The organism is Kitasatospora sp. NPDC022856, from assembly GCF_055561235.1.
This window is the reverse complement of sequence record NZ_JBVHHE010000017.1, coordinates 158071-180809: the sequence shown is the minus strand read 5'-3', so window position 1 is coordinate 180809 and position 22739 is coordinate 158071. Positions and strand designations below refer to the sequence as shown.

Genomic DNA, 22739 nt, shown 5'->3' with positions numbered 1-22739 from the left:
AGGCATCTGCCGTGACCTGGCTCCGCGTCCTCACCGCGCTCGGCATCCTCGCCGTGGCGGCCAGCGCCGTACTCGTCTTCGCGCTCTGCACCGCCGCCGCCCGGGGCGACCGCGGCAGGCGCGGCGAGCCGGAGCGGGACCTCCGCTCCGAGGCCGAGCGCAGCGGGCTGATCCGACGCATCGGCGACGACGGCTGAGCCTGCCCCGGAAGCCCCAACACCTCTGATCAGCAGGGCTGTTGCCGGGAAGCGGGGGTAGTAGGTGGCGGGCAGCGGGTAGCGGCCGTGGCTTCGGGCCCACCCGTAGCGGGCACGCTATCGACGCCAGGACACAAGGTGTCCTAGGGTGAACAACGTGTCCTCGCCCGTCGCTCCCGGCGGGCGGCACGGCGGCCACGCCTGCCCAACGGCCCCGCCGCGCCCGGGCGTTCCCCTACGAAGGAGAAGCACAGCCGATGGCAGAGACCCTCACGGCCACCAAGGCGGAGCTGGTGGACCTCGCCCACCGCAGAATGCAGAGCGCCATCCCCGACAACGGCTGGACCACCCGGCGAAAGCTCGCGCTCACCTGCCGGATCCTGTTCGACGCCGGACACGACTCCGGCCTGGCCGGCCAGATCACCGCCCGCGCCGAGGAACCCGGCACCTACTACACCCAGCGGCTCGGCCTGGGCTTCGACGAGATCACCGAGTCCAACCTGCTACTGGTGGACGAGGACCTCAACGTCCTGGCGGGCGAGGGGATGGCCAACCCCGCCAACCGCTTCCACAGCTGGGTCTACCGGGCCCGCCCGGACGTCGAGTGCATCATCCACACCCACCCGCTGCACATCTCCGCGCTGTCGATGCTGGAGAAGCCGCTGATCGTCTCGCACATGGACCTCTGCCCGCTCTACGACGACTGCGCGTTCCTGGAGAAGTGGCCCGGCATCCCGGTCGGCAACGAGGAGGGCGAGATCATCACGGCCGCGCTCGGCGACAAGCGCGCCCTGCTCCTCGCCCACCACGGACAGCTGGTGGCCACCGGCACCGTCGAGGAGTCCTGCGTCCTCGCGGTGCTGTTCGAGCGGGCCGCCCGGCTCCAGCTGCTGGCCTCGGCCGCCGGACGGATCCAGGAGATCCCCGAGCTGCTGGCCCGCGAGGCGCACGACTGGATCTCCACCCCCAAGCGCGGCCAGGCGTCCTTCGCCTACTACGCCCGCCGCGCCCTGCGCGCCGGCCACGGCGACGCGCTCGACTCCCTCGCCACGGAAGGCGGTCGCTGACATGGCCGGTCCGACCCTGGAAGGGATCATCGCCTACCCGGTGACCCCGTTCTCCCCCACCGACGGCGGTCTCGACACCGCACGCCTGGGCACCCTGATCGACCGGCTGGTCGAGGCCGGCTGCCACGCCGTCGCCCCGCTCGGCTCGACCGGGGAGAGCGCCTACCTCGACGACCAGGAGTGGTTCACCGCCGCCGAGGCCTCGGTGGCGGCGGTGGCCGGGCGGGTGCCCACCGTGGTGGGCATCGCGGAGCTCACCACCCGCAAGGCCGTCCGCCGGGCCCGGTTCGCCGAACAGGTCGGCGCCGACGCCGTGATGGTCCTGCCGCTGTCGTACTGGAAGCTGGACGAACGCGAGATCGTCCGCCACTTCACCGAGGTCGCGGGCGCCGTCTCCGTCCCCGTGATGATCTACAACAACCCGGCCACCAGCGGCGTCGACCTCTCCCCCGAGCTGATGGTCTCGCTGGTCGAACGGGTCGAGAACATCACCATGGTGAAGGAGAGCAGCGGCGACGTGCAGCGGATGCACCGGCTCAGCCAGCTCACCGGCGGCGAGCTGCCGTTCTTCAACGGCAGCAACCCGCTGGCCCTGGAGGCGTTCGCCGCCGGCGCCGCCGGCTGGTGCACCGCCGCGCCCTGCCTGATACCCGAGGCGGTGCTCGAACTCCACCGGGCGGTGCGGGTCGGCGACCTGGACGCCGCCCGGCAGTCCTTCTACCGCCAGCTGCCGCTTCTGCAGTTCATCCTGCGGGGCGGCCTGCCCACCACCGTGAAGGCCGGCCTGGCCCTGCGCGGGCTGGACGTCGGCGAGCCGCGCCGACCGCTGCTGCCGCTGGACGACGAACGCACCCGCCACCTGGCCGAGTTGCTCGCGACACTGGACTGACGAGGCGTCAGGGCAGGCTGGGAACCCGGTCCGACGGGCCGGCCGGATCGTCGTGGATCACCACGAGGATCGCGGCCGGCTCCGGACCGGTGCTCCGGCAGCGGTGCGGCAGCGCCGAGTTGAAGTAGACGCTGTCCCCCGGGGCGAGCCGGACCGTCCGCTCGGGGAACTCCAGCTCGACCGCCCCGGCGTGGACGAAGAAGAACTCCTCACCCGCGTGCGACTTGAAGGGCGAGTCGCCCAGCTCCAGCGGCGGGTACATCATGAACGGCACCATCCGCTTGCCGCTGAGACCGGTCGCGATGCCCTCGTAGTGCGGGGCGCCGGGGCCCGTGCCGCCGGCCATCGGCGTCCGCTCGCCGGCCCGGACCACCGTGATCAGCTCGGGCTCCACGTCCTCCGCGAACAGGCGGCCGACGTCGACCTTCAGCGCGTGCGCCAGCTTGAGCGCGGTCGAGATGGAGGGGTCGCTGAGCCCCCGCTCCACCTTGGAGAGGTAGCTCTTGGTCACCCCGACCTGGGCCGCCAGCGCCTCCAGGCTCAGCCGGTTCTGCTTTCTCAGCACTCTCACGCGGCTGCTCATGCGGTACCTCTCGCCCCGGAACGTCCGGTCCAGTATCCCATCGCGCCCGGCCCCGCCGCCCCGGGGCCGGGCGGCGGGTGCGGCCGGGCGGACGCGTCAGTGGCCCGCGATGTCGTCCGGGCGGACGGCGATGTGGTCGGCGCCCAGGTCCACCGCGACCCGGTGCTCCATCCCCAGCGCCTCCAGGAACTTGACCGGCAGCTGCACCCGGCCGGTCCGGTCCAGCATCACGTACTCGGTCTCGTTCACCGACTCCTCGCCGTACTCGTCGGTCACCGTCCGCCGCAGCACCTCACTGCTGGTACGGCCGTCCCGGATCGCGACCGTGCGGCGCACCTCACCGGCGACCATCGGGTCGTGGGTGACGATGACGACGGTGGCACCCAGCTCGCGGTTGACGGTGCGGAAGGTCTCGAAGATCCCCGCCGCGGTCTCGGAGTCGAGCTCACCGGTCGGCTCGTCGGCGAGCAGGACGGGCGGGTTGTTGGCCATGCCGACGGCGATCGCCACCCGCTGCTGCTGGCCGCCGGAGAGCTCACCCGGGCGCCGGTGCGCGAGGTCGCCCAGCTCCATCGCCTCCAGGAGCTCGGCGACCCGGGCCGCCTGCTGCCGGGAGCGGGCCGCGCCGCCGCGGCCCCGCAGCTGCATCGGCAGCGCGATGTTCTCGGCCGCGGTGAGGAACGGCAGCAGGTTGCGGGCGGTCTGCTGCCAGATGAACCCCACCACCTCGCGCCGGTACCGCAGCCGCTCCCGCGCCGACATCTCCAGCAGGTCGCAGCCCGCCACGGTGGCCGTCCCCGCGGTCGGCACGTCCAGCCCCGCCAGGATCGTCAACAGCGTCGACTTCCCGCTGCCCGACGCGCCCACCAGGGCCACCAGGTCGCCCTGACGGATCGTCAGCTCAAGGCCCTGGAGCGCCTGCACCTCCACACCCTCGGCGCTGAAGATCCGCACCAGGCGCTCGCAGACGATCGCCGCGTCCCCCGCGACCACCCGCGGCGCCGAGGCCGCCAGCGCCCGCTCCCGCAACTCGTCGAGCGTCGGGCCCTCGACGACCGCCCCGCCCTCGGACACACTGCTCACCACTGATCTCCTGTCGCCGCTGCTGCGCCTGGGTGCGCTCCTGGTCGCGATCGCCACGTGCTGGTTCCCCCGCCGAACGCCCGGCCGGGGGCTCCGCCACCGCCGAACGCGCCGCTGCCGAACGCCCCGCCGTCGGCCGGTGGCCGCGCGGGCCGGGTGACGGTCATCGCTGGTCCCCCGCCCGCAGTTCGGTGCTGATCTGGCGCCGGCCGGAGATCAGCGCCTCGGCCAGCACACCCGCGGTGACCAGCGCCGCCAGACCGAGGACCTGGAACAGCACCGGCAGCGGCGCCGGCCGCAGCCCGGTCGGAACCGGTGCGCCGACCAACGCGGACAGGTCGATCGCCGGACCGAGCAGGGCGACCGCGATCCACGCCACCACGCCGCCGCCGACGGCCGCGACCAGGGTCTGCGGCAGCGTCTCGGCCACGATCAACGCCAGCCCCTGCCGGGGCCGCAGCCCCATGGTGCGCAGCCGTGCCAGCACGGCCGCCCGCTCCGGAGCCGCCCGGAGCAGCGTCAGCAGCACGGCGAGCAGCGCGAACCCGGCAGCGCCGATCACCGCCGCCCAGAACAGCCGGGCCGCCGAGTGCTGCAACGGGTCGTTCGCCAGCTCGGCGGAGCGGGCGGCACTGGTGCGGACCAGGTACCCGGTCGGCACCGCGTCGGCGTCGGACTCGGCCGGTGCCTGGGCCGCCGGGGCGGTCCCGGACGGCGAAGGCGCGGCGGTCGGCCCGGGCGTCGACGCCGAGGCCGAGGCCGACACCGCGGCGCCCTCCGGGGAGCCGTCGCGCGGCTGCACCGGTGCCAGCTCGCGCATCAGCCCCTTCAGCTGCCGCTCGTCGATGTCGCCGGTGGCGAACCACAGGTTGGCACGCTTGAGTTCGGGAAAGCGCGCGGTCGAGGGGCCGGCCGGGAGCACCACGAAGCGTCGGGTGGAGCTCTCCAGTGCCGGGGTGCCGTCGAGGGTACCGGTCGACCTGGCGAGCAGCTCCCACCCGTTGGGCATCCGCAGCCGGTAGCCCCCGTCACCGATCCTCCGCGCGAGTTCGGTGCTGAACAGGGCCGGTACGGGGGTGTCGATCCCGCCGTCGTCACCCGCGAGGACGGCCGGGTCGAAGGCGCCGCGACCGACGGCCCGGGACAGCTCGGCGTACGTCCCCGGGTCCACGACCAGGGTGCTGACCCGGATCGGCCCGGCGTCGCTGCCCAGCAGGAACACGTCGTTGTCCCACCACACGGCGGTGGCCGTCCGCACCCCGGGCAGCGCGCCGGCCGCCGTGAGGAAGCCGGGCGGGAGCACGGCGCCGGTCGGTGCCCCGACGACCGCGTCGCCACCGACCGCGCTCCGGACGGCCTGCGCCCGGCCACGGTCGACGGCGTCCAGCACGGTGGCGCCGAAGCCGGCCGTCGTGACCGCCAGCATCAGCGCGAACACCGGCAGCACCGACGGACGCGGCCGGCCGCCCGATCCCCGCGCGGCCCGCGCCAGGCCCAGGAAGCCGACCACCCCCGAACCCCGGCCCGCCGCCCGCGCCAACAGGCCCACCAGCACGGGCTGCACCCGGGCCAGCACCAGCCCACCCGTCAGCGCCAACAGCAACGGCGCCGCCACCAGCAACGGGTCCAGCCCGTCGCCGGGCGGCACCACACCCCGGCGCCGGACCTCCAGCACCGCCGCGACCGTCACCGCCCCGACCACCAGCTCACCCACCAGCCGGCGCCAGCCACCCGGCGCACGCCGCGCCGACCACAGCAGCGCCGCCCGGACCGGCAGGCCCAGCGCCGCGAGCAGCAGCACCACCAGCGCCGCGACCATCGATCCCCACCACCGGGGGGTCGGCAGCCACCACCACACCAGTCCGGTCGCCACCACCGCGGCCGGGACCACGGTCACCGCGCCCTCGCCGAGCAACCGCCGCACCACCCCGCCCCGCGAACCGCCGCGGGCCTGCAGCAGCGCCAGCTCACCGTGCCGCCGGTCCCCGGCCAGCCCCGCCGCCAGGCAGAGCACCACCACGGCCACCCCGGCCAGCCCGGCCGGACCGACCGCCGCCAACGGCGCCGCCGCGTCACGGCGCGCCACCGCCTGCCCGAACAGCTCGGGCAGCTCCGAGCCGACCCGCAGGTCCTCGCGGCCGGTCAGCGTGGTGAGGCGCAGCGCCGTGGAGCCGGCGAGGTAGGAGGAGATCTCCTCCTTGGTCCGGTCCAGCTGGTCGGCGCGCAGGGCGGCGGTGTCGACCGGCAGCCGCCAGAAGTCCGTCGCGCCGCCGCCCCACGGGGCGATCCGGTCCGTCGCGCCGGGGGAGACCACACCGCCGGTGCGCCATTTGACCTTGGCGGTGGCCTCCCGACAGGCCCGCTCGGGGCACGGCAGGCCCACCCAGTACGGGTCGTCGGGGTCGTTGGCCACGTAGACGCCGACCACATCGGCCCGGACCGGCTCGCCGGTGAGCGAGGATCCGGCGTCGACGAGGTCGCCGAGGTGCATGCCGATGGTGTCGGCGGCGGCCTTGCTGATCGCGATCGGCACCGGGCCGTCGCCACCGCCGGCGCCGGGCCACTGGCCGGCCACCAGGGTGACCCGGTCGGTGAGGCCGTGCAGCGAGACCAGGTCGAGCTGGGGCGGCACCTCGTCGGGGCGTGCGTACCCGGTGTTGAGCATCGGGCGCGACTTGTTGCTGCGCGTTCCGTAGACCGGGCCGCTCGCCGCGAACCGGAAGGTCTCGTTCGGGTAGGAGGCGAGCTTCGCCGCCACCTTGTCCAGGTCGGCGGCGTCGTACTGGTGGCGCCCGGTGGCCAGCAGGCTGGTCCAGGACGGGCCTCGGTCGTGCAGGAACTCGCGCAGCGCGTCGTCGGTGCCCCGGTCGACGGCGCGCGGGAAGGCGGCGGCCAGCAGGACGGTGACGAAGGCCAGCGCGGCCATCAGCGCGGCGGCCAGCGGCGCCGTCCGCAGCCTGGTCCGCACCCAGGGCGCGGGGCGGTGCTCCGGCCTCGGCGCGGGGCGGGGGGTACCGGTGTCGGCCGGGGTGGTCACATCTCCTCCACGTACCGCAGCCGGGCGGCCACGTCTCGACGGCGGCGGCGCCCACTCAGGGAGGCCGACAGCAGGGCAACGGCCGTGATCGCGGCCGCGAGCAGCAGGGCCGGGCCCAACGGCAGGTCGACCAGCACCTCGGGCACCGGCCGGTGGGCGGACGGGGTGAGCACCACCAGCGGCACCACCAGGTGGACGGTCAGGGCGCCCAGGGCCAGCCCGACCAGGCTGCCCAGCGCGACCAGCACGCCCTGCTCGGCGGCGACCGTCCGGCTCAGCCGGCGCCGCGGGGTGCCGAGCGCGAGCAGCACGGTGAACTCCCCCGCGCGTTCGCGGGCCGAGGCCGCCGCCGCCGCGGCGAAGCCGATCGCCGCCAGCACGGCGCTGACCAGGGCGATCGCGGCGAGCGCGTTCTGCGGCGCGGCACCGATCGGGTCCGCGAGCAGCTCGGCCGCCACCTCGTCGCGGACCACCAGCTGCTGCCCCCCCCCGGTTCGGCGCGCAGCTTCGCGGCGGCCGCGGCCGGCACCCCGTCCCCCGGCCCGGTGGCGGGCAGCCACCACTCGGAGACGGCCGGCAGCTGCCGGCCGCCCGCGCCGATCTGCCGCGCGACGGTGGCCAGGTCGACGACGACCGCCCGGTCCCCGACCACCGGCAGCGACTCGACCACGCCCGTCACCTCGACCTGCAGCGTGACGCTCGCGAACGGCACCTGGACGAGGTCGCCGACCGCCGCTCCCACCGCGGTCAGATAGGCGCGGGTGGCGACCCCGGAGACCCCCTTCGGAGCCGGGGCGCCGGCGGGGGCGACGATGGCCTCCGCGCTGTTCCTGCCGCCGTGCCCCTTCTCGTAGTGGAGCTTGAGCAGCTGCCGCTCGCCCTCGCCCTCCGCCACCGGTAGGACCGCGGAGGAGGACAGCTCGTCGTCCGAGGCGGCGACGGTGGTCCAGGCGAGGCCGGCCGGGGCGGCGACGGGGGTGGCCGGTCCGGTGGCGCTGTCGGCGAGGCCGATCCGCCCGACGGTCAGCGTGCCGCTGAGCGGGACGACGCGGTCCGAGCCGAACACCACGACCAGCCCGGCCATCGTGAGCGGCGCGGCGGCGGAGCCGACCGGCGCGCCGGTCAGCGCCGAGAGGTCGGCGGTGGCCACCGCGCCGCCCTGCTCGGGGACCCCGGCCAGCGGGGCCCGGAAGGTGGCGCCGAAACGGTCGCGCAGCATCAGCCAGACCTCGGGGCGCGCGTCGGCCGGCGCGGCCGGCACAATGGTGAGCTCGACGTCGATGCGCCGGGGGCTGCCCGGCAGCGGGAGCCCGGCCTGCGCCCCGGTCGGGGCCGGCCCGGCCAGCGGCGCGAACACCTCGCGGGCGCTCTGCCCGCCCAGCAGGTCCGCCCGCACCGGCACCCGGTCCGCGAACCCGGCGGCGTCCAGCGCCAGCAGCTGACCCGCCGCACCGCCCGGCAGCGAACTCTCCTGCCGGACCACCGGAACCAGCCGCTCACCGCCCGGCAGCGCCCCGTACCGGCCGCCCTGCCCCATCGACGCCGTCGCCGACCCGAAGATCCGCAGACCGCCCGCCGACACGAAGTCCGCCTGGTCCCGCTGCGATCCCGACCAGCTGGCATGCTGACCCAGCGCCAGCACCCCCGTCGACACCGCCAGCACCAGCAGCAGCACCGGCCCCGCGGCGCGCCCGGGCCGGCGTGCCAGCTGCCACCCCGCCAGGGCCGGCGCCAGGCCCCGGCCCCGCGCCGCCAGCCTGCCGCCCAGCCGGGCGGCGAACGGCAGCAGCCGCAGCACCAGCAGGGTGCCGGCGCACAGCAGCAGCGTCGGAGCCGCCACCAGCACCGGGTCCAGGCCCAGCTTGCCGTCGGAATCCGCCGACAGCCCGCCGCTGTAACGCGCCAGCTGGAAGTAGGCCAGCACCGCCAGCGCCACCACCGCGAGGTCGGCACCCGAGCGCACCGCGCCCGCCACCAGCGCCTGCCGGCGCCCCGCCCGGCGCAGCACCGCGCCACCCGCGCCGCGGAACACCGCCGGAGCCGCCGTCAGCACCACACAGGCCAGCGCGCACACACCCGCGACCGGCCACAAGGTCCAGCTCAGACCGGTGTCCAGCGGCACCCGGGACAACGCGCCGAACCGGGTCAGCGCCCGCAGCAGCACCGGGACCAGCAACGGCGCCAGCACCGCCGCCGGCAGCGCCAGCAGCACCGACTCCGCCGCCGAGAACGCGCCCAGCCGCACACCCGAGGCACCGCGCGCCGCGAGCAGGGCGTTCTCCCCCACCTGCCGGGCCGCCATCAGGTGCACCACCAGCAGCAGCACCGCGGCGGCGAGCACCACCAGTTGCAGCGCGCCGATCAGCAGGGTGGAGCGGGCGACCAGCGCGCTGGAGTCCAGTTCCTGGAGGAACAGCGGCAGTTCGGTCGAGACCTGGAGGCCGGCCGAGGTGCCGAGCTCCGCGGCGAGGCCCGCGGCACGGTCCCGGACGGCGGCGGCCTCGGCGGCGCGGACGGTGGAGAAGTCGGCGCCGAGCAGCCAGCTCCGGCCGTTCTGCGGGACGCCGGCGGCGGTGAAGGCGCTGTCGTCGACCAGCAGCGGCCCGTAGGTGGTGAAGCCGCCGACCAGGATCTCGCGGCCGCCCACCGGGTCCAACCGCCAGTACGGGTCGGCGAGATCGGTGGCGCGGTAGACGCCCGTGAGCCGGACGGTGAGCGGCGCGCCGCTCAGGCGGTCGTCCAGCCGGACCTCGGCGGGCAGCGCCCCGGCGCTCAGGCCCAGCCTCGCGAGCGCCGCCTGTGGCACGGCCGCCTGGACCGGCCCGGCCCCGGACGCGGCCGCCGCCGGCCACGCGCCCGCCACCAGGGTGACCCGGTCGTGGTCGAGCGTGGCGAGCAGGGTGAGATCGGTCTGCTTCGCGGCGGCCTGGCCGGCGGCGGGAGCGGTGGCGGCGGCCGGAAGGCCGTAGGAGCGGCTGCGGGTCAGGCTCTCGTGGTGCACGGGCAGTCCGCCGAAGAGCCGGCCGGCGTAGCCGGCGACCGCCGCGTCGTCGGCGGCCCGCTTGTCCTGGCCGTGCTCGGCTTTGACCAGAACGGTGGTCCGGGCGGCCTGGCCGGGTGCCTGGAGCGCCTGCCGCAGCCCCGCCTCCCCCACGGTGCGGTTGAAGGCCACCAGCGCGGTGAGCACCGCCGTGGTGATCAGCACCGTGAGCAGGACGGCGCCGGCCAACGGCAACCGCCCGCGCAGACGGCGCACGACGAAGCCGAGCATCCTGTTGCCTCCCCCGGAAACATCCCGGTCGCGCCCGGCGCCGCCGTCCGGGCACTCTCCAGCCACGGGATGGACGCCTGTTACGCACCGATACGGTGATCACCGGCGCTTGATCACCGGATAGCGGACGATGCTGTCAGATTCGCTCTTCAAACGGAAGGGACTTGCGCGAATCATGTAACTAGTGAGCAAATTCTCCGCGTTGGCAGTACATCGGACCCCCACCCGGCGAGACAGGAACAACGGGCCGGCCGTGGCACGCGGTTCAGCGTTCGATCAGAATGCCATGCACACCTCAGCTTGAACGCCCGTCATCAGTACTTCACTTCAGTCGAGGAACACCCAGGGGGACGCCCAATGACGCAGCAACCGGCCGCCACCGTCACCACCGACATGGTCACCGTCACCGACCTCACCCACAGCTTCGGCACCGGCGACCGCACCGTCCACGCCCTGCGCGGCGTCTCCTTCACCGCACGGCGCGGCGAACTCACCGCCCTCAAGGGCCGCTCCGGCTCCGGGAAGACCACCCTCCTCAACCTCGTCGGCGGCCTCGACACCCCCACCGGCGGCACCATCACCCTCGACGGCACCGACCTCGCCGGCCTCGACGAGAACCAGCGGCTCGCCCTGCGCCGCGACCGCATCGGCTTCGTGTTCCAGTCCTTCGGCCTCATCCCCGTCCTCACCGCGAGCGAGAACGTCGGGATCCCGATGCGCCTGCGCAACGTCCCGACCCCCCAGCGCGAGGAGCGCGCCCGCACCCTCCTCGCCCTCGTCGGCCTGAGCGACCACGCCAACCAGCGCCCCGCCGAACTCTCCGGCGGACAGCAGCAACGCGTCGCCATCGCCCGGGCCCTGGCCAACCAGCCCGACCTCATCATCGCCGACGAACCCACCGGCCAACTCGACTCCGAGACCGGCCGCGCCATCATGGAACTGCTGCGCGCCGTCGTGCGCAGCGAAGGCGTCACCGCCCTCGTCGCCACCCACGACCCCACCCTCATGGAACTCGCCGACCACGTGATCGAACTCCGCGACGGCCGGATCACCGAACCCACCCCCTGACCCCGTGGGTCGGCCCTCTCGGGGCAGCGGACCGTGCCCGGAGAGGCACGGCCCGCTGCCCGGCCGGCCCCGGTCCACCCGCTCAGAGCACCCTGAGCTCAGAGCACCCTGAGCGCGGACTCGCAGGCGCGGCACCGACGGGTCCGCTGGGACGGCGGGTACCAGGGCTGCCCCGGTCCGGACGGCCGGTAGTTCTCGCGCTCCAGGTCGCCCGTGCCGATCCCGCAGAACGTGACCGGCCCCGGGTCCTCCGGCACCTCCGGGTCGGCCGGGGCCGCGTGCACCCAGCGGATCCGGGCGCCCACGTCGACCTCTCCCGCGTCCAGCACCTCCGTGGACGGCTCCAGCTCGACCAGTACGATCACTCCGCTCATACCTCGACCCTGCCCCCGCCCCGCACCGGCCGCATCCCGACCGCCGGGGCGGCGCCCGGAATCCCCGCCGGAGCGAATACCGGAATCCGGAGCCGGACCCGCCGGGATCCGCCCCGCACCGGAATTCCCGCGGGCCCGGACAAGGCGGAGCGCATTCCGAAGTACGGCGGCTTGCAATTCCCGACCCGCACCGCCGAGCGGCCGAAATCCCCCCGCCACCAGGGCCTCACCGCGGAACACCCGGTCCGTCGCCGGGAATCACCCCTGCCGCGGGAATACGCTTCCCCGGACGGGAGCGCGGGGCGCCGGACCGGGCATTCCTCAGGCGCGCTGCCGGTCGATCTCGGCCTGGGCCCGCCTGGCCGCGTCGGCGAGGATCTGCGCCGCGTCTCCCCCGCCGACGACCTTGACGGCGGCCGCCGCGAACAGGGTGTTCACCGTGCGATGTCGCTGGTCGCGGGCGGGCCGCTGATCCAGGTGGCCGGCCGCACCGGGTCGAGCAGACCCATCGCGTCGGGAACGATCTGGTCGGCACGGTCGGCCGCCTCCCGCTCGCCGTCGCCGTGCTCCCGGACGGGCCCCGCGGGTGACGCTCGCTCGCTCGGCGGCGGCATCACCGCTCCGGGATGCGGCCGCACATCACGTTGCCGGGCTCCGCCGGGTCGGCGCTGATCCAGCGGGAGGCCCGCCGCTCGGTGGAGGAGATCGTCGGCCCCGGGCAGTTCCCCGCATGGTGGCGGGACGTGCTGAGCGCGACGGTGAACACCCGGACGCGGGAGGCGGCGGAGCAGGAGATCACGTCCACGGCCGAACGGCTGGGCGCCGCCCTCGACACGGCCGGCCGACCCGGCATGCGGGTCTTCACCGTGGGCAGCCAGCAGTCCGTGTCCGGCTGGCACCTCGCCCTCGACCGGCCGCCGCGCCTCACCCGGCCGGGCGTCGAGCTGCCGGTCGTCCCCCCGGAGCCCGCCAATCGCGGCTGGAGACTCTGGAACTACGACGGCAGGGTCCTCCCCTACGACACGCTGACCCTGACGCTCGACCGGTCGCGGCGCGATCCGGTCGGGTTCGCCGAGGTGACGAAGGAGACCGTCTGCAGCACCTTCACGCGCTCGGTGTGGTACCGCCGGACCCCGGCTCAGTTCGCCCGGTCGTTCCTCGACGACGAGGCCAGGCACTACAGCCCCTGGCACGAGAACGACCTGAGATTCCGCCTCGCCGACCACGCGGACGCCCGCGAGTTCGTGCCCTACGTCATGGCGCTCGCAGGCATGGTGACGTCCGCCCTCCTCGACGTCGCCCAGCACCACGGTGTGGCGCTCTGACCGGCTTCAGGCCGGTGGACTCCACGAAGGCCACGGCGCCGGCGCCGACCGCCGGGACCGGCGTGGCCGGCCGTCGGTCGGGGCCCGCCAGGCGGCGCGGAGTCACGCGCCGACGGCGTACCGGCGGGTCTGCGGGTACCTGGCGTGATCACCCGCCAGCCAGTCCGTCGTCCGCGCAGGCCGGCAGCGCCCGATGGGCGTCCGGGGTGTTGCCGTCGCGTTCGACCTCGCTCTCCTGGCGGCGGGAGTAGAGGTCGTTGCGCAGGTCCAGGTTGTCCGCGAAGGCGTCGACGGGTGCCTGCACGGTGGGATGGCCGGGCAGTTCCGCCGGGAGGTCCCGCCCGTGGGCGTAGCGGGGCAGGATCGTGGAGAGCGAGGTCCCGGCGGGTCGGCGGCGCGTCCGGAGGTACTCCACCGGGTCGGGGACGCGGTCGTGGAGGGTGTTCGACAGCGGTAGGCCGTCAGCGGTCCGCGGGTGTCTTCGGTTCAGACCGTGCGGGCCGGGGAGCCGATCGCCACCTGGCGCAGGAGTTCGTCGTTGCCGCCGGTCCGCTTCAGCCGGTCCAGGAGCAGCTCGGCGGCCTGCTGGACGTCGAGAGCGCTCAGCGCCCGGCGCAGGGTCCACGCCGCGGGCGTGCGGGCGGGGCCGAGGAGGAGCTCCTCGCGGCGGGTGCCGGAGGCCTTGACGTCGACTGCCGGGAAGACGCGCTTGTCGGCGAGACGGCGGTCGAGTCGGAGTTCCATGTTCCCGGTGCTCTTGAACTCCTCGAAGATCAGGTCGTCCATCCGGGAGCCGGTCTCGACCAGGGCGGTGGCCAGGATGGTGAGCGAGCCGCCGTTCTCGGTGTTGCGGGCCGCGCCGAAGAGCTTCTTCGGAAGCTGGAGGGCCGCGGCGTCGATGCCGCCGGTGAGGGTGCGGCCGTTGGCGGGGGCGGCGGAGTTGTGGGCGCGGGCGAGGCGGGTGAGGGAGTCGAGCAGCACGACGACGTCGTGGCCGAGTTCGACCAGCCGCTTGGCGCGCTCGACGGCGAGTTCGGCGAGCGCGATGTGCTCGCGGGCGGGCCGGTCGAAGGTCGAGGCGATGACCTCGCCCCGGACCGAGCGCCGCATGTCGGTGACCTCCTCCGGACGCTCGTCGACCAGGACGACCATCAGGTGCGCCTCGGGGTGGTTCCGGGCGATCGCCGCCGCGATCGACTGCACGACCATCGTCTTGCCGGCCTTCGGAGGTGCCACGATCAGCCCGCGCTGGCCCTTGCCGATCGGGGCCACCAGGTCGACGGCCCGGCCGATCAGCTCCCGCGGACCGGTCTCCAGGCGCAGCTGCTCCTGCGGGTACAGCGGCGTCAGTTCGTGGAACGCGGGCCGGTGCCGGGCCCCGTCGACGGTGCGGCCGTTGACGGTGTCGATGCGGGTCGATGCCGGGCGGACGGTGCCGCCGCCGCGCGGGGCGGGCGTGCGCGGGGCGGGCGTGCGCGGGGCGGGGGTGCGCGGGGCGGTCGCGCCGGTCAGCACGTCGCCGGTCCGCAGGCCGAGTGCGCGGACCTGGTCGGCGGGCAGGTGCACGTCGGTGGGCCCGGGGAGGTAGCCGGAGGTGCGCAGGACGGCTTTCCCCTCGCGGATGTCCAGCACGCCGGCGACCGGTAGGAGGTCGCTGTCCGCGGCGGCGGCCGGCTGCGCGGGCCGGCTGCCCCGGCGTTCGGTGGCCGCGGGCCGGGAACCGGCCGCCGGCGCCGGTGGCCGGCCGGGAGAGCGCTTGGCGATGATCGCCTCGACGAGTTCGTCCTTGCGCAGCCGAGCGGCGCCCGGAACGCCCAGGGCGGAGGCGAGTTGGTGGAGGTCGGTCTTCAGCAGGCCGTCCAGCGGCGCGGGGGTCGACGGTGCGGTGGTGGTCGTCACGAGAAGGTACTCCTGTGCTGTCGGATGATGGCGAAGGGTGAGGGGCGCCGGGTGGCCCCGGTGGGGCGGCAGGAACCGGCGACGAGCTGTTCGGCCCGGCGGGGCGCCCGGAGCGGGCTGCGGCGGTGCTCGGGCGGGACACGCGGCCCCGGCGCGGCCACGAAGGGGCCGGGCACACGAAGGGGCCGGGCACACGAAGGGGCTGGGCAGGGGAAGTTGGCTGCCTGCCGGGCGGGCACCAGTCGGGTGCCGGCGATGCGTCGGGCAGGAGACCGCCGGAAGAAGCGGTTGGAATGACGGGATCCGGGCCGCTACGGCGGGGACTCCGGTGTGCAGTGCGCCTGGTTCCCGCACCCTGAGGGTGGGCTTCCAGCATCGCCATAGGCAGGGTAGCACCTCGGGGCCTCGGCGTGACGCGGCATTTCCGTGCCACCCGGCCACGGTGCCGGCACCGGGGTACCCGCTGCCGCCGCCCCTGCCCGGGGTACCAGCTGCCCCCGCCCCTGCCCGGGGTACCAGCTGCCCCCGCCCCTGCGCGGACGGTGCGGTGAGCGGGGCGCGCCGGCGTACCACCCACCCCTCGCCCCTCTGTTGACCGGCCCATGATCACTCTTAATGATCATGGGCAGTACAGTGACCTCCTGTATCGATGTGTCGACAGAGGGGGATACAGATGAAGGTCCGTACGACGGCGGGGCTGGCGGCGCTGGTCGTGGGCGCGTCGCTGCTCGGGGTGCCGATGGCAGCGGCCGAGGACACGCCGGTGGCGCTCACCACCACGTTCAACAACCCGGCGGGGCCGGCCGCCTCCCAGGACGCCATCCGCAACCAGCTGATCTCCCTGATCAAGCGCACGCCGGCCGGAGCCGAGATCAACGGCTCGATGTACCTGTTCACCGACGGCGGTGTCAGCGCCGCGCTGATCGCGGCCAAGCAGCGCGGCGTGAAGGTCAGGCTCGTCGTGGACGGGGACGCCGTGCCGGTCTACGAGCCCGGCAGCAACCCGCCCAAGGCCACCGGGTCCGAGTACGCGACGCTCGCCGCGCCGACCGGCCTGGGCACCGACCAGAACGCCGACTCCTGGGTGCTGGCCTGTCCGGACACCCGCGGTTGCATCGGCAACCGGGCGCTGAACGACGACGACGACGGCGCGATCAACCACAACAAGTTCTTCCTGTTCTCCAAGGTCGGCAGCACCGAGAACGTGGTGTTCCAGACCTCTGCGAACCTCACCACCAGCCAGCGCAAGAACCTCTTCAACAACGCCGTCACCGTCCCCGACGCCGGCTCCGGCCTCTACGCCGCCTACCGGACGTACTGGCAGGACCTCGTGACGTACGGCTCCTCCGGCAACGGCCTGGCGACGAACTACCTGAGCCAGCAGGCCGGCCCGTACAAGACGTACTTCTTCCCCCGCCAGGAGAGCGCGGGGACGGCCTACAACGACGACGCGTCCACCGACACCGTCGTCTCCCTGCTCGGCAACACGGACTGCGCGGGCGGCGCCACCCGGATCCGGATCGCCATGTACGCCTTCACCCGGGTCCAGGTCGCCGACAAGCTGGTCGAGCTGAAGAAGGCCGGCTGCCAGGTGGAGCTGCTGCACAACGGGGAGAGCGGCAACCTCGGCACCACCGTGAAGAACGCGCTGGCCGGCAAGCTCGACCTGGCCGCCCGCTGCTGGGGCACCGCGCCGAACGGCGACGGCACCACCCGGTCGATCGGCATCCACTCCAAGTACCTGCTGATCGAGGGCACCTACCTGGGCGCCGCCAACCGCAAGCTGGTGTTCACCGGGAGCCACAACTACACCTACCCGAACCTGCGGTCCCACGACGAGACCCTGCTGAAGATCGACGACCCGGCCGTCCACGACGCCTTCAAGGCGAACTTCGAGGCGATCAGGACGAGCGGAGCCTGCACCGCCTGGTGACCTGCCGCCGCACCGGCCGGCCGCGGGCAGCCAGGAGCGGCCGAGCCGGCCGGTGCGGCCGGGTCTGCTGAGCGGTCGGCAGCCCCCCGGCCGCACCGCGAAGGCAGCCGACCGGAATGTCCGACGGTGGGTCGACCGCGAACCTCGGTGCTCGGCGAAGAGCTCCACCGAGGTGGGACAGCCCACGCACGGACGGCTTCGGCCAGGGTGATGCCCAGGACCCCTGTGACCGCGCTCGCCCCGCTCGTTCCGCCCCCACCGCCCGCCGCTGATAATCCGTCACTTGTACGCTGTCGGCACCGGAAGTCAACGGAGGGGGCGATGATGACCAATCTGCCGACCACGGTCGACGGACTCGAAGGTCTTGCCGAGGAGGGCGCCATCGTTCTCGCCGGTGCCCTGGCCACGGGTGCGTTCGGTGTGGCCCGCGCGAGGATCGCCGCGATGTTCGGACGGCTGGGCCCGAACCACGAGGCGGGCGTGGAGACACAGTTGGACGCCGACCAGGAGCTCGTCCGCGACGCGGACCCGGAGGAGCAGGACGAGGTCCGCCAGGACATCGCGCCCGTCTGGCGGCGCAGGCTCGCCCGTCTGCTCAGGGACTGCCCCGAGGTCGAGCCGGAGCTGCGCGACCTGCTCGCCGCGCTCCGCGAGGCGCTGCCCGAGGAGCGCCGGGGCTGGGTGCAGACGATCGTGGCCCGCGACAACGCCACGGTCTACGGCGCGCAGGGCGGGAACGTCATCCACTACCAGGGCGCCCACGCCCGTGAGGTGCCACCCCCGGACGGCGCTGCCGCGGACGGCGGGCAGGCCGAGGCGTGAGCGACGCCCGTACGGGACGCGCCGACGGGACCCCGCCCGACCGAGAACAGGCCACACCGCCCGTGCCGGCCCCACAGGCCCCACCCGCCCAGCGGGTCCAGGGGGCCCGGCACGTCCAACACGTCCGTGCCGAGGGCGGCTTCGCCTACGGTGCCGTCGGCGCCGACATCCACGTGTTCGGTGACGGTACGCCGGTCTACCTGCTGCTGCGCCACCGGCGCCCGGCCGGTCCCGACCCGGCCTGGCTCAGGTCGCAGCCCAGCCGACTGCTGGACGCGCGTGCCGAGGTCGTCGACTTCACCGGCCGCGACACCGAGACGGCGGAGCTGCTGGCCTGGCGTGACGCCGAACCGAGGTTCGCGGTGCGGTGGCTGCACGGGGAAGGCGGCCAGGGCAAGACCCGGCTGGCCGGGCGGCTGGCCGAGGAGTCCGAGCGGGCGGGCTGGGTGGTCGCGGAGGCCGTCCACGGGACGGACACCCATCCGCCGGCCGACGGCAGCCAGGATCTGCGTCTCGACGGGAGCGCCGGGGTGCTGGTGCTGGTCGACTACGCCGACCGGTGGCCGCTGTCCGACCTGAGCTGGCTGTTCCACAACATGATGCTCCGGCAGCCGGTCCCCGCGCGGGTGCTGCTCATCGGCCGGTCGGCGGGCCAGTGGCCCGCGCTACGGGGCAAGCTGGACCGGCTGCGGGAGAGCATCCACACCTCCGACCAGCTGCTGCGGCCGCTCGCCGACGACGGACAGCTCCGGGGCGCTATGTTCGACGCGGCCAGGGACTGCTTCGTCCGCCACTACCCCGAACTCGGCGCCCCGGCCCCGATCCGGCCGCCCCGGGACCTGCGTCACGCCGACTTCGGGCTGACGCTGGCCCTGCACATGGCCGCCCTCGTCGCGGTGGACGCGGCGGCCTGCGGCCGCACGCCACCGACGGACATGATCGGCCTCACCACCTACCTGCTGGACCGCGAGCGCGAGAACTGGAGCCAGCTCCAGGAGAACAGCGGGCGGGGCCTGGACTACGGCACGCCCGACGAGGTGCTGGCGCGGACGGTGTTCACGGCGATCCTCTCCGGGCCGGTCGCCCGCACGAGAGCCGTGACCGTCCTGGAGCGGGTCATGCCCGGCGTGCCCGTCGACCGGGCCCTGGCCGACCACGCCGTCTGCTACCCGCCGTCCGACCGCGGCACCGCGCTGGAGCCGCTGTTACCCGACCGGCTGGCCGAGGACTTCCTCGCCCTGCTCCTGCCGGGCCACCCCGTCACCGGCTTTCCCACGGACGCCTGGGCCACCACTGTCCCCGCACGGCTGCTCACCGACGAACGCACGGCGTTCTGCGCGCCCCGCGCCGTCGCCTTCCTGGCCGCCGCGGCCGACCGGTGGCCGCATGTGGGCGGCACCGTGCTCTACCCCGTGCTGCGGGACCGGCCCGACCTCGCGCTCCGAGCGGGCAGCGCGGCCCTGAGCGGCCTCTCCGCCATCGGCGCCGACAGCGCCGACGGCGCCCACGGCCGCCCGATCGACCCGGAGCTGCTCACGGTGCTGGAGCACGTGGAGCCGCTGCTGCCCGAGGGCGAGCACATCGACCTGGACGCCGGCGCCCTGGCCGTGGTCGAGCGGCTGACCGCGCACCGCCTGGACGGCAGCACGGACCCGGCCGAACGGGCCGGGCTGTACGGGACGCTGGGCAGGCGCCGGACCAACGCCGGCAAGTGGGGGCCCGCCCTGGCGGCGGCGGAGGAGGCCGCCAGGCTCAACCGGTGGCAGGCCGGGAACGACCCCCGGCACCGGGCCCGACTGGCGGACTCGCTGACCGAACTCGGCAACGCCCTCGCCCGGCACGGGCGCTGGAGCGAGGCGCTGTCGCAGTCCCAGGGCGCCACCGCCCTCCTGCGCGAGCTGGCCGAGCACGACCCGGGCCACCGCCCCGCCCTGGCCCGGTCGTTGACGGACCTCGGAGGACGGTTCGCCGACTGCGGCCGGGCGCGCGAAGCCCTCGACGCCGCCGAGGAGGCGACGGCCCTGCGCCGGCGACTCGCGGCCGAGGACCCCGAGCGACAGTCGGCCCAGCTGGCCCGGGCCCTCAGCGGCCTGGGCGCCCTGCGCCTGCGACAGGGCCACCGGGACGAGGCCGTGGAGGCGGCGGAGGAGGCGGTCGCCGTGCTGCGCGGGCTGGCCGCGGTCCGGCCGGGCGACCACCTCGGGGATCTGGCACGGGCACTGGGCAGCCTGGGGCGGGTGCGGCTGGAAGCCGGACGCCGCGAGCGGGCCGTCGAGGCGGCGCAGGAGGCGGTCGGCCTGTTCCGGCGCCTGGCCGGGGCCAATCCGGCCGTACACCGGCCGCATCTGGTGACCTCCCTGGTCCACCTGAGCGCGACGCTCCCCCGCCGGACCGAACACGGCGACCGGACCTCCGGGCCTGCCCTGACCGCGGCCGAGGAGGCCGTGGTCCTGGCGAGGGAACTCGCCGAGGTCGATCCCGCGATCCACCGGCGCGGCCTGGGCCGGGCCCTGGAGGCGCACGGCGACCGGCTGGCCGAACTCGGCCGGCGGGACGAGGCCGTCACGGTGCTGCGCGAAGCCGCCGACCTCTATCAGGCACTGGGCTCCGGCGGCAGCACGGCACCCTGGGAACTCACCGGCCTGCTACGGCGGTTGGCAGCCCTGTACGGCGAGTCCGGGGCGGCCGGCGACAAGGCGCACATGCTCCTCAACCTGAGCGCCCTGCCCTTCGGCGCGCCCGAGGAGCGCGTCGAGGCGGCCCGGCAGGCCGTCGAGCTGTACGCCGGGACGGACGAACGCGCCGCCGAGGCCGCCGCGCTGCTCAATCTGGGCACGGCGCTGGCCCGGGCCCGGCGGTACGAGGAGGCCGTGTCCGTCGGCCGGCGTGCCCTCGGGACCTCCCGCGAACTGGGCTTCCGGGAGTTCGAGGCCGTGTCGCTCAGCAACCTGGCGGACCACCTGCGGCGCGCCGGGCGGTACGGGGAGGCGGTCGAGGCCGCCGACGCCGCCTGCGCCCTCGACGAGGAGCTCGGCCGGGAGCACGGCCACCCCTTCTACACCCGCGGTGAGGCCCTCCTCCAGCTGGGCCGGAACGAGGAGGCGGTGGTCGCCCTGGAGCGGGCCGCCGACCTCTACGAGCGCACGGGCAGGCGGGAGTACGAGGACAGCGGCGATCCCCTGGAAGAGGTCGACGCCCGGCACAGCCTCGGAACGGCGCTGTCGCGGAGCGGGCGACTCGCCGAGGCGACCACCGCGCTGCGACGTGCGGTGGCGCTCTACGAGGCCGCCGGAGAGCCCCGCCGGGCCAGGCAGGCCTCGCTCACCCTCTGCGCCAACCTGGTCGGTTCGGGGCGACTGGACCAGGCCCTCCCCCTCGCCGAGCGACTGCTCGCCCGCTGCCGGGCGGCGGGCGACCGGGAGCAGGAGGCCGTGGCACTCTCCCAGTACGGCGCCGCCCTCCTGGAAGCGGGCCGGGTCGACGAAGCCCTCCCGCTGTGCCGCGAGGCGGCGGCGGCGCTGAACGGCCCGACCAGGCCGGACGATCCCCGCCACCCGGCGGCGGCCTGGCACAACCTGGGCCGGGCCCTGGAGCGCTCCGGGCGGCCGTCGGAGGCCGTCGCACCGTGGCGCGAGGCCGCGCGGATGTGGGCGGAGCTCGGCGACCGCCGGTACGAGCGGGACGCCTGCTACGGGCTCGGCGTCGCCTGCTTCGCCCTCCACGACAACGCGGAGGCCGTCGACGCCTTCGAGCGGGCCGTGCGGCTGAGCCGGCGCACGGCCGACCGGTCGAGCGAGGCCGGGGCCCTACTCGGCCTCACCGGCGCGCTGGTGGAAGCGGAGGAGTTCGCCGAAGCGGTCGACGCCGGGCGCCTTGCCGTCGAACTGCTGAGGGAGTTGGGCGAGCACGGCAGCGAAGGACTGGCGCTCGGTCAGCTGCACGACGCACTCACCCGGCTCGGCCGACCGGACGAGGCCACCGCCGCACTGGAGCAGGCGGCCGCCGCCCACCGCGCCGATCGCGACGCACGTGGCGAGGCCGCGGCACTCGTGCGGCTGAGCAACAGCCGGATTCGGGCGGGCCGTCCCGACGAGGCGATCAGCGGTGCCCGGCGTGCCGTCGATCTCTACGCGGCGGCCGGCGACCGGCTGGGCGAGGGGTCGGCGCTCCACAGTCTCGGCACCGCGCTGTCGGACGGCCGGCGCTTCGAGGAGGCCGCGGCGGTCAACGGCCGCTGCGCCGACCTGATGCGGGACCTCGGTGAGCTCTGGCACGAGGGGTCGGCCCTGCTCAATCAGTGCTCCGCGCTCCAGGAGACGCAGCGGTTCGACGCCGTGGCCGACGTGGCGGACCGGGCTGCGGCCGTCCATCGGACGATCGGCGACCGGCCCGGGGAGGTCAAGGCGCTGATCCTGCTGGCCATGGCGTCGCGGGAGACCGGCCGGGCCGAGGAGCGCCTCGCCGCCGCCGGCCGGGCCACGACGGTGCCGCTGGAGCTCGGCGACCCGCTCCGGGCGATGGCCTGGTTCGAGTTCGGCGCGGCGCTCCACCAGGCCGGGCAGCAGGAGCGGGCGGCCGGAGCCTTCACCGAGGCCGCCGCGTCGTACCGGGCCTCGGGCAACCCGCGCTCAGCCGCGACAGCGTGGCTGAACGCGGGCGAGATGCATCTGCGGATCGAGCAGTGGCCCCGGGCGGTCGAACCCTGCCGACAGGCCGCCACCCTCTTCGCGGCTCCCCCCGCCGACCACGGGAACGAGCTCACCGCCCAGGTCTCGCTCGGCAAAGCCCTGCTGGGAGCCGGTCACTACGTCGAGTCGACCCCGGTGTGGCGGCGGGCGGTCGAACTCGCTCGGACCCTGGGAGCGCGCGAGACCGAGGGCACCGCCCTGTTCATGCTCGGCGCGGTCCTGGTCGACCTCGGAGAACTACAGGAGGGCATCACCGTCAGCCGCGAGGCCGCGGCGCTCCTCCAGGCCTGCGGTCTGCGCTCCCAGGCCGAAGGGGCGATCCGCAACATGCGGGTGGGACTGGGAAAGCTGCGCGGCGGGTGACCGAAGCAGCTGACTGCGGCGTGCGAGCCCGGCGGCGTGCGGGCCCGGCGGTGTCGGTGAGCCGCGGTGTTGGTGAGCCCGCGGCGTCGGGGAGCCGCACGCGGCCGGAGAAGCGGCAGGGGAACCGGGCAACGCGGCGG

General features: G+C 75.0%; 16 protein-coding genes and 2 pseudogenes. 8 read left to right on the top strand and 10 right to left on the bottom strand.

The features are described 5' to 3' along the window. Positions 1–11: 11 nt before the first annotated feature. From ACZ34W_RS23050 to ACZ34W_RS23040, 3 genes are all read left to right on the top strand, one after another. Positions 12–197, top strand: a complete 186-nt coding sequence (locus ACZ34W_RS23050) for a hypothetical protein (protein WP_359804548.1) — start codon at positions 12–14, stop codon at positions 195–197. 257 nt (positions 198–454) lie between these two features. Then, positions 455–1264, top strand: coding sequence for an aldolase (locus tag ACZ34W_RS23045; protein ID WP_465606631.1), 810 nt, complete (start codon positions 455–457; stop codon positions 1262–1264). Position 1265: 1 nt separating this feature from the next. Continuing rightward, a complete protein-coding gene (locus ACZ34W_RS23040; protein ID WP_465606629.1) occupies positions 1266–2153 on the top strand; it encodes a dihydrodipicolinate synthase family protein in 888 nt (295 codons plus the stop codon). Positions 2154–2160: 7 nt separating this feature from the next. Here the strand turns inward: ACZ34W_RS23040 and ACZ34W_RS23035 are convergent, their stop codons facing one another. The 5 genes from ACZ34W_RS23035 to ACZ34W_RS23015 all read right to left on the bottom strand — a co-directional run bounded on the left by ACZ34W_RS23035 (position 2161) and on the right by ACZ34W_RS23015 (position 10127). Then, positions 2161–2724, bottom strand: coding sequence for a helix-turn-helix domain-containing protein (locus ACZ34W_RS23035; protein ID WP_329485880.1), 564 nt, complete (start codon positions 2722–2724; stop codon positions 2161–2163). A gap of 108 nt (positions 2725–2832) precedes the next feature. Continuing rightward, a complete protein-coding gene (locus tag ACZ34W_RS23030) occupies positions 2833–3819 on the bottom strand; it encodes an ABC transporter ATP-binding protein (RefSeq protein ID WP_465606626.1) in 987 nt (328 codons plus the stop codon). Positions 3820–3982: 163 nt separating this feature from the next. Then, positions 3983–6856 (bottom strand): hypothetical protein, encoded by a 2874-nt coding sequence (locus ACZ34W_RS23025; protein ID WP_465606624.1) that lies wholly within the window; start codon positions 6854–6856, stop codon positions 3983–3985. Continuing rightward, entirely contained in the window at positions 6853–7236 is a 384-nt protein-coding gene (locus ACZ34W_RS23020; RefSeq protein ID WP_465606622.1) for an FtsX-like permease family protein, read from the bottom strand. The genes ACZ34W_RS23025 and ACZ34W_RS23020 overlap by 4 nt, the downstream gene beginning before the upstream one ends. Further along, entirely contained in the window at positions 7131–10127 is a 2997-nt protein-coding gene (locus ACZ34W_RS23015) for an ABC transporter permease (RefSeq protein ID WP_465606620.1), read from the bottom strand. The genes ACZ34W_RS23020 and ACZ34W_RS23015 overlap by 106 nt, the downstream gene beginning before the upstream one ends. Before the next feature lie 357 nt (positions 10128–10484). On the opposite strand from ACZ34W_RS23015, the gene ACZ34W_RS23010 reads away from it, so the two are divergent. Further along, positions 10485–11195: an ABC transporter ATP-binding protein gene (locus tag ACZ34W_RS23010; protein ID WP_465606618.1), complete on the top strand. Its 711-nt coding sequence runs from the start codon at positions 10485–10487 to the stop codon at positions 11193–11195. Between the two features lie 98 nt (positions 11196–11293). Here ACZ34W_RS23010 and ACZ34W_RS23005 read toward each other — a convergent pair whose 3' ends face one another. Together ACZ34W_RS23005 and ACZ34W_RS23000 are read right to left on the bottom strand one after the other, a co-directional pair. Further along, the gene (locus ACZ34W_RS23005; protein ID WP_329485884.1) at positions 11294–11569 is read right to left on the bottom strand and encodes a hypothetical protein; all 276 of its coding nucleotides are present in this window, start codon (positions 11567–11569) and stop codon (positions 11294–11296) included. Positions 11570–12003: 434 nt separating this feature from the next. Beyond that, positions 12004–12090, bottom strand: a pseudogene (locus ACZ34W_RS23000) (lactate utilization protein C); the annotation flags it as partial. A gap of 105 nt (positions 12091–12195) precedes the next feature. On the opposite strand from ACZ34W_RS23000, the gene ACZ34W_RS22995 reads away from it, so the two are divergent. After that, positions 12196–12894: a hypothetical protein gene (locus ACZ34W_RS22995; RefSeq protein ID WP_465606616.1), complete on the top strand. Its 699-nt coding sequence runs from the start codon at positions 12196–12198 to the stop codon at positions 12892–12894. A 148-nt stretch (positions 12895–13042) separates the two neighbouring features. On the opposite strand, the gene ACZ34W_RS22990 is transcribed toward ACZ34W_RS22995, so the two are convergent. From ACZ34W_RS22990 to ACZ34W_RS22980, 3 genes and pseudogenes are all read right to left on the bottom strand, one after another. Continuing rightward, positions 13043–13345 (bottom strand): terpene synthase family protein, encoded by a 303-nt coding sequence (locus ACZ34W_RS22990; RefSeq protein ID WP_465606699.1) that lies wholly within the window; start codon positions 13343–13345, stop codon positions 13043–13045. Positions 13346–13380: 35 nt separating this feature from the next. Continuing rightward, positions 13381–14688: a transcription termination factor Rho gene (rho, locus tag ACZ34W_RS22985; protein WP_465606697.1), complete on the bottom strand. Its 1308-nt coding sequence runs from the start codon at positions 14686–14688 to the stop codon at positions 13381–13383. A 3-nt stretch (positions 14689–14691) separates the two neighbouring features. Next, positions 14692–14793, bottom strand: a pseudogene (locus ACZ34W_RS22980) (hypothetical protein); the annotation flags it as partial. A gap of 673 nt (positions 14794–15466) precedes the next feature. Here ACZ34W_RS22980 and ACZ34W_RS22975 point away from each other — a divergent pair. From ACZ34W_RS22975 to ACZ34W_RS22965, 3 genes are all read left to right on the top strand, one after another. Next, entirely contained in the window at positions 15467–16726 is a 1260-nt protein-coding gene (locus ACZ34W_RS22975; protein WP_465606614.1) for a phospholipase D-like domain-containing protein, read from the top strand. 321 nt (positions 16727–17047) lie between these two features. Next, positions 17048–17548: a hypothetical protein gene (locus ACZ34W_RS22970; protein ID WP_465606612.1), complete on the top strand. Its 501-nt coding sequence runs from the start codon at positions 17048–17050 to the stop codon at positions 17546–17548. 62 nt (positions 17549–17610) lie between these two features. Next, positions 17611–22599 (top strand): tetratricopeptide repeat protein, encoded by a 4989-nt coding sequence (locus ACZ34W_RS22965; RefSeq protein WP_465606610.1) that lies wholly within the window; start codon positions 17611–17613, stop codon positions 22597–22599. The last annotated feature ends 140 nt before the right edge of the window (positions 22600–22739 follow it).

What these genes read in the sequence shown, in the direction of transcription:
- ACZ34W_RS23045 (WP_465606631.1), top strand. Translation starts at nt 455, where the DNA reads ATGGCAGAGACCCTCACGGCCACCAAGGCGGAGCTGGTGGACCTCGCC.
- ACZ34W_RS23040 (WP_465606629.1), top strand. Translation starts at nt 1,266, where the DNA reads ATGGCCGGTCCGACCCTGGAAGGGATCATCGCCTACCCGGTGACCCCG.
- ACZ34W_RS23015 (WP_465606620.1), bottom strand. Translation starts at nt 10,127, where the DNA reads ATGCTCGGCTTCGTCGTGCGCCGTCTGCGCGGGCGGTTGCCGTTGGCC.
- ACZ34W_RS23010 (WP_465606618.1), top strand. Translation starts at nt 10,485, where the DNA reads ATGACGCAGCAACCGGCCGCCACCGTCACCACCGACATGGTCACCGTC.
- ACZ34W_RS23005 (WP_329485884.1), bottom strand. Translation starts at nt 11,569, where the DNA reads ATGAGCGGAGTGATCGTACTGGTCGAGCTGGAGCCGTCCACGGAGGTG.
- ACZ34W_RS22995 (WP_465606616.1), top strand. Translation starts at nt 12,196, where the DNA reads ATGCGGCCGCACATCACGTTGCCGGGCTCCGCCGGGTCGGCGCTGATC.
- ACZ34W_RS22975 (WP_465606614.1), top strand. Translation starts at nt 15,467, where the DNA reads ATGAAGGTCCGTACGACGGCGGGGCTGGCGGCGCTGGTCGTGGGCGCG.
- ACZ34W_RS22970 (WP_465606612.1), top strand. Translation starts at nt 17,048, where the DNA reads ATGATGACCAATCTGCCGACCACGGTCGACGGACTCGAAGGTCTTGCC.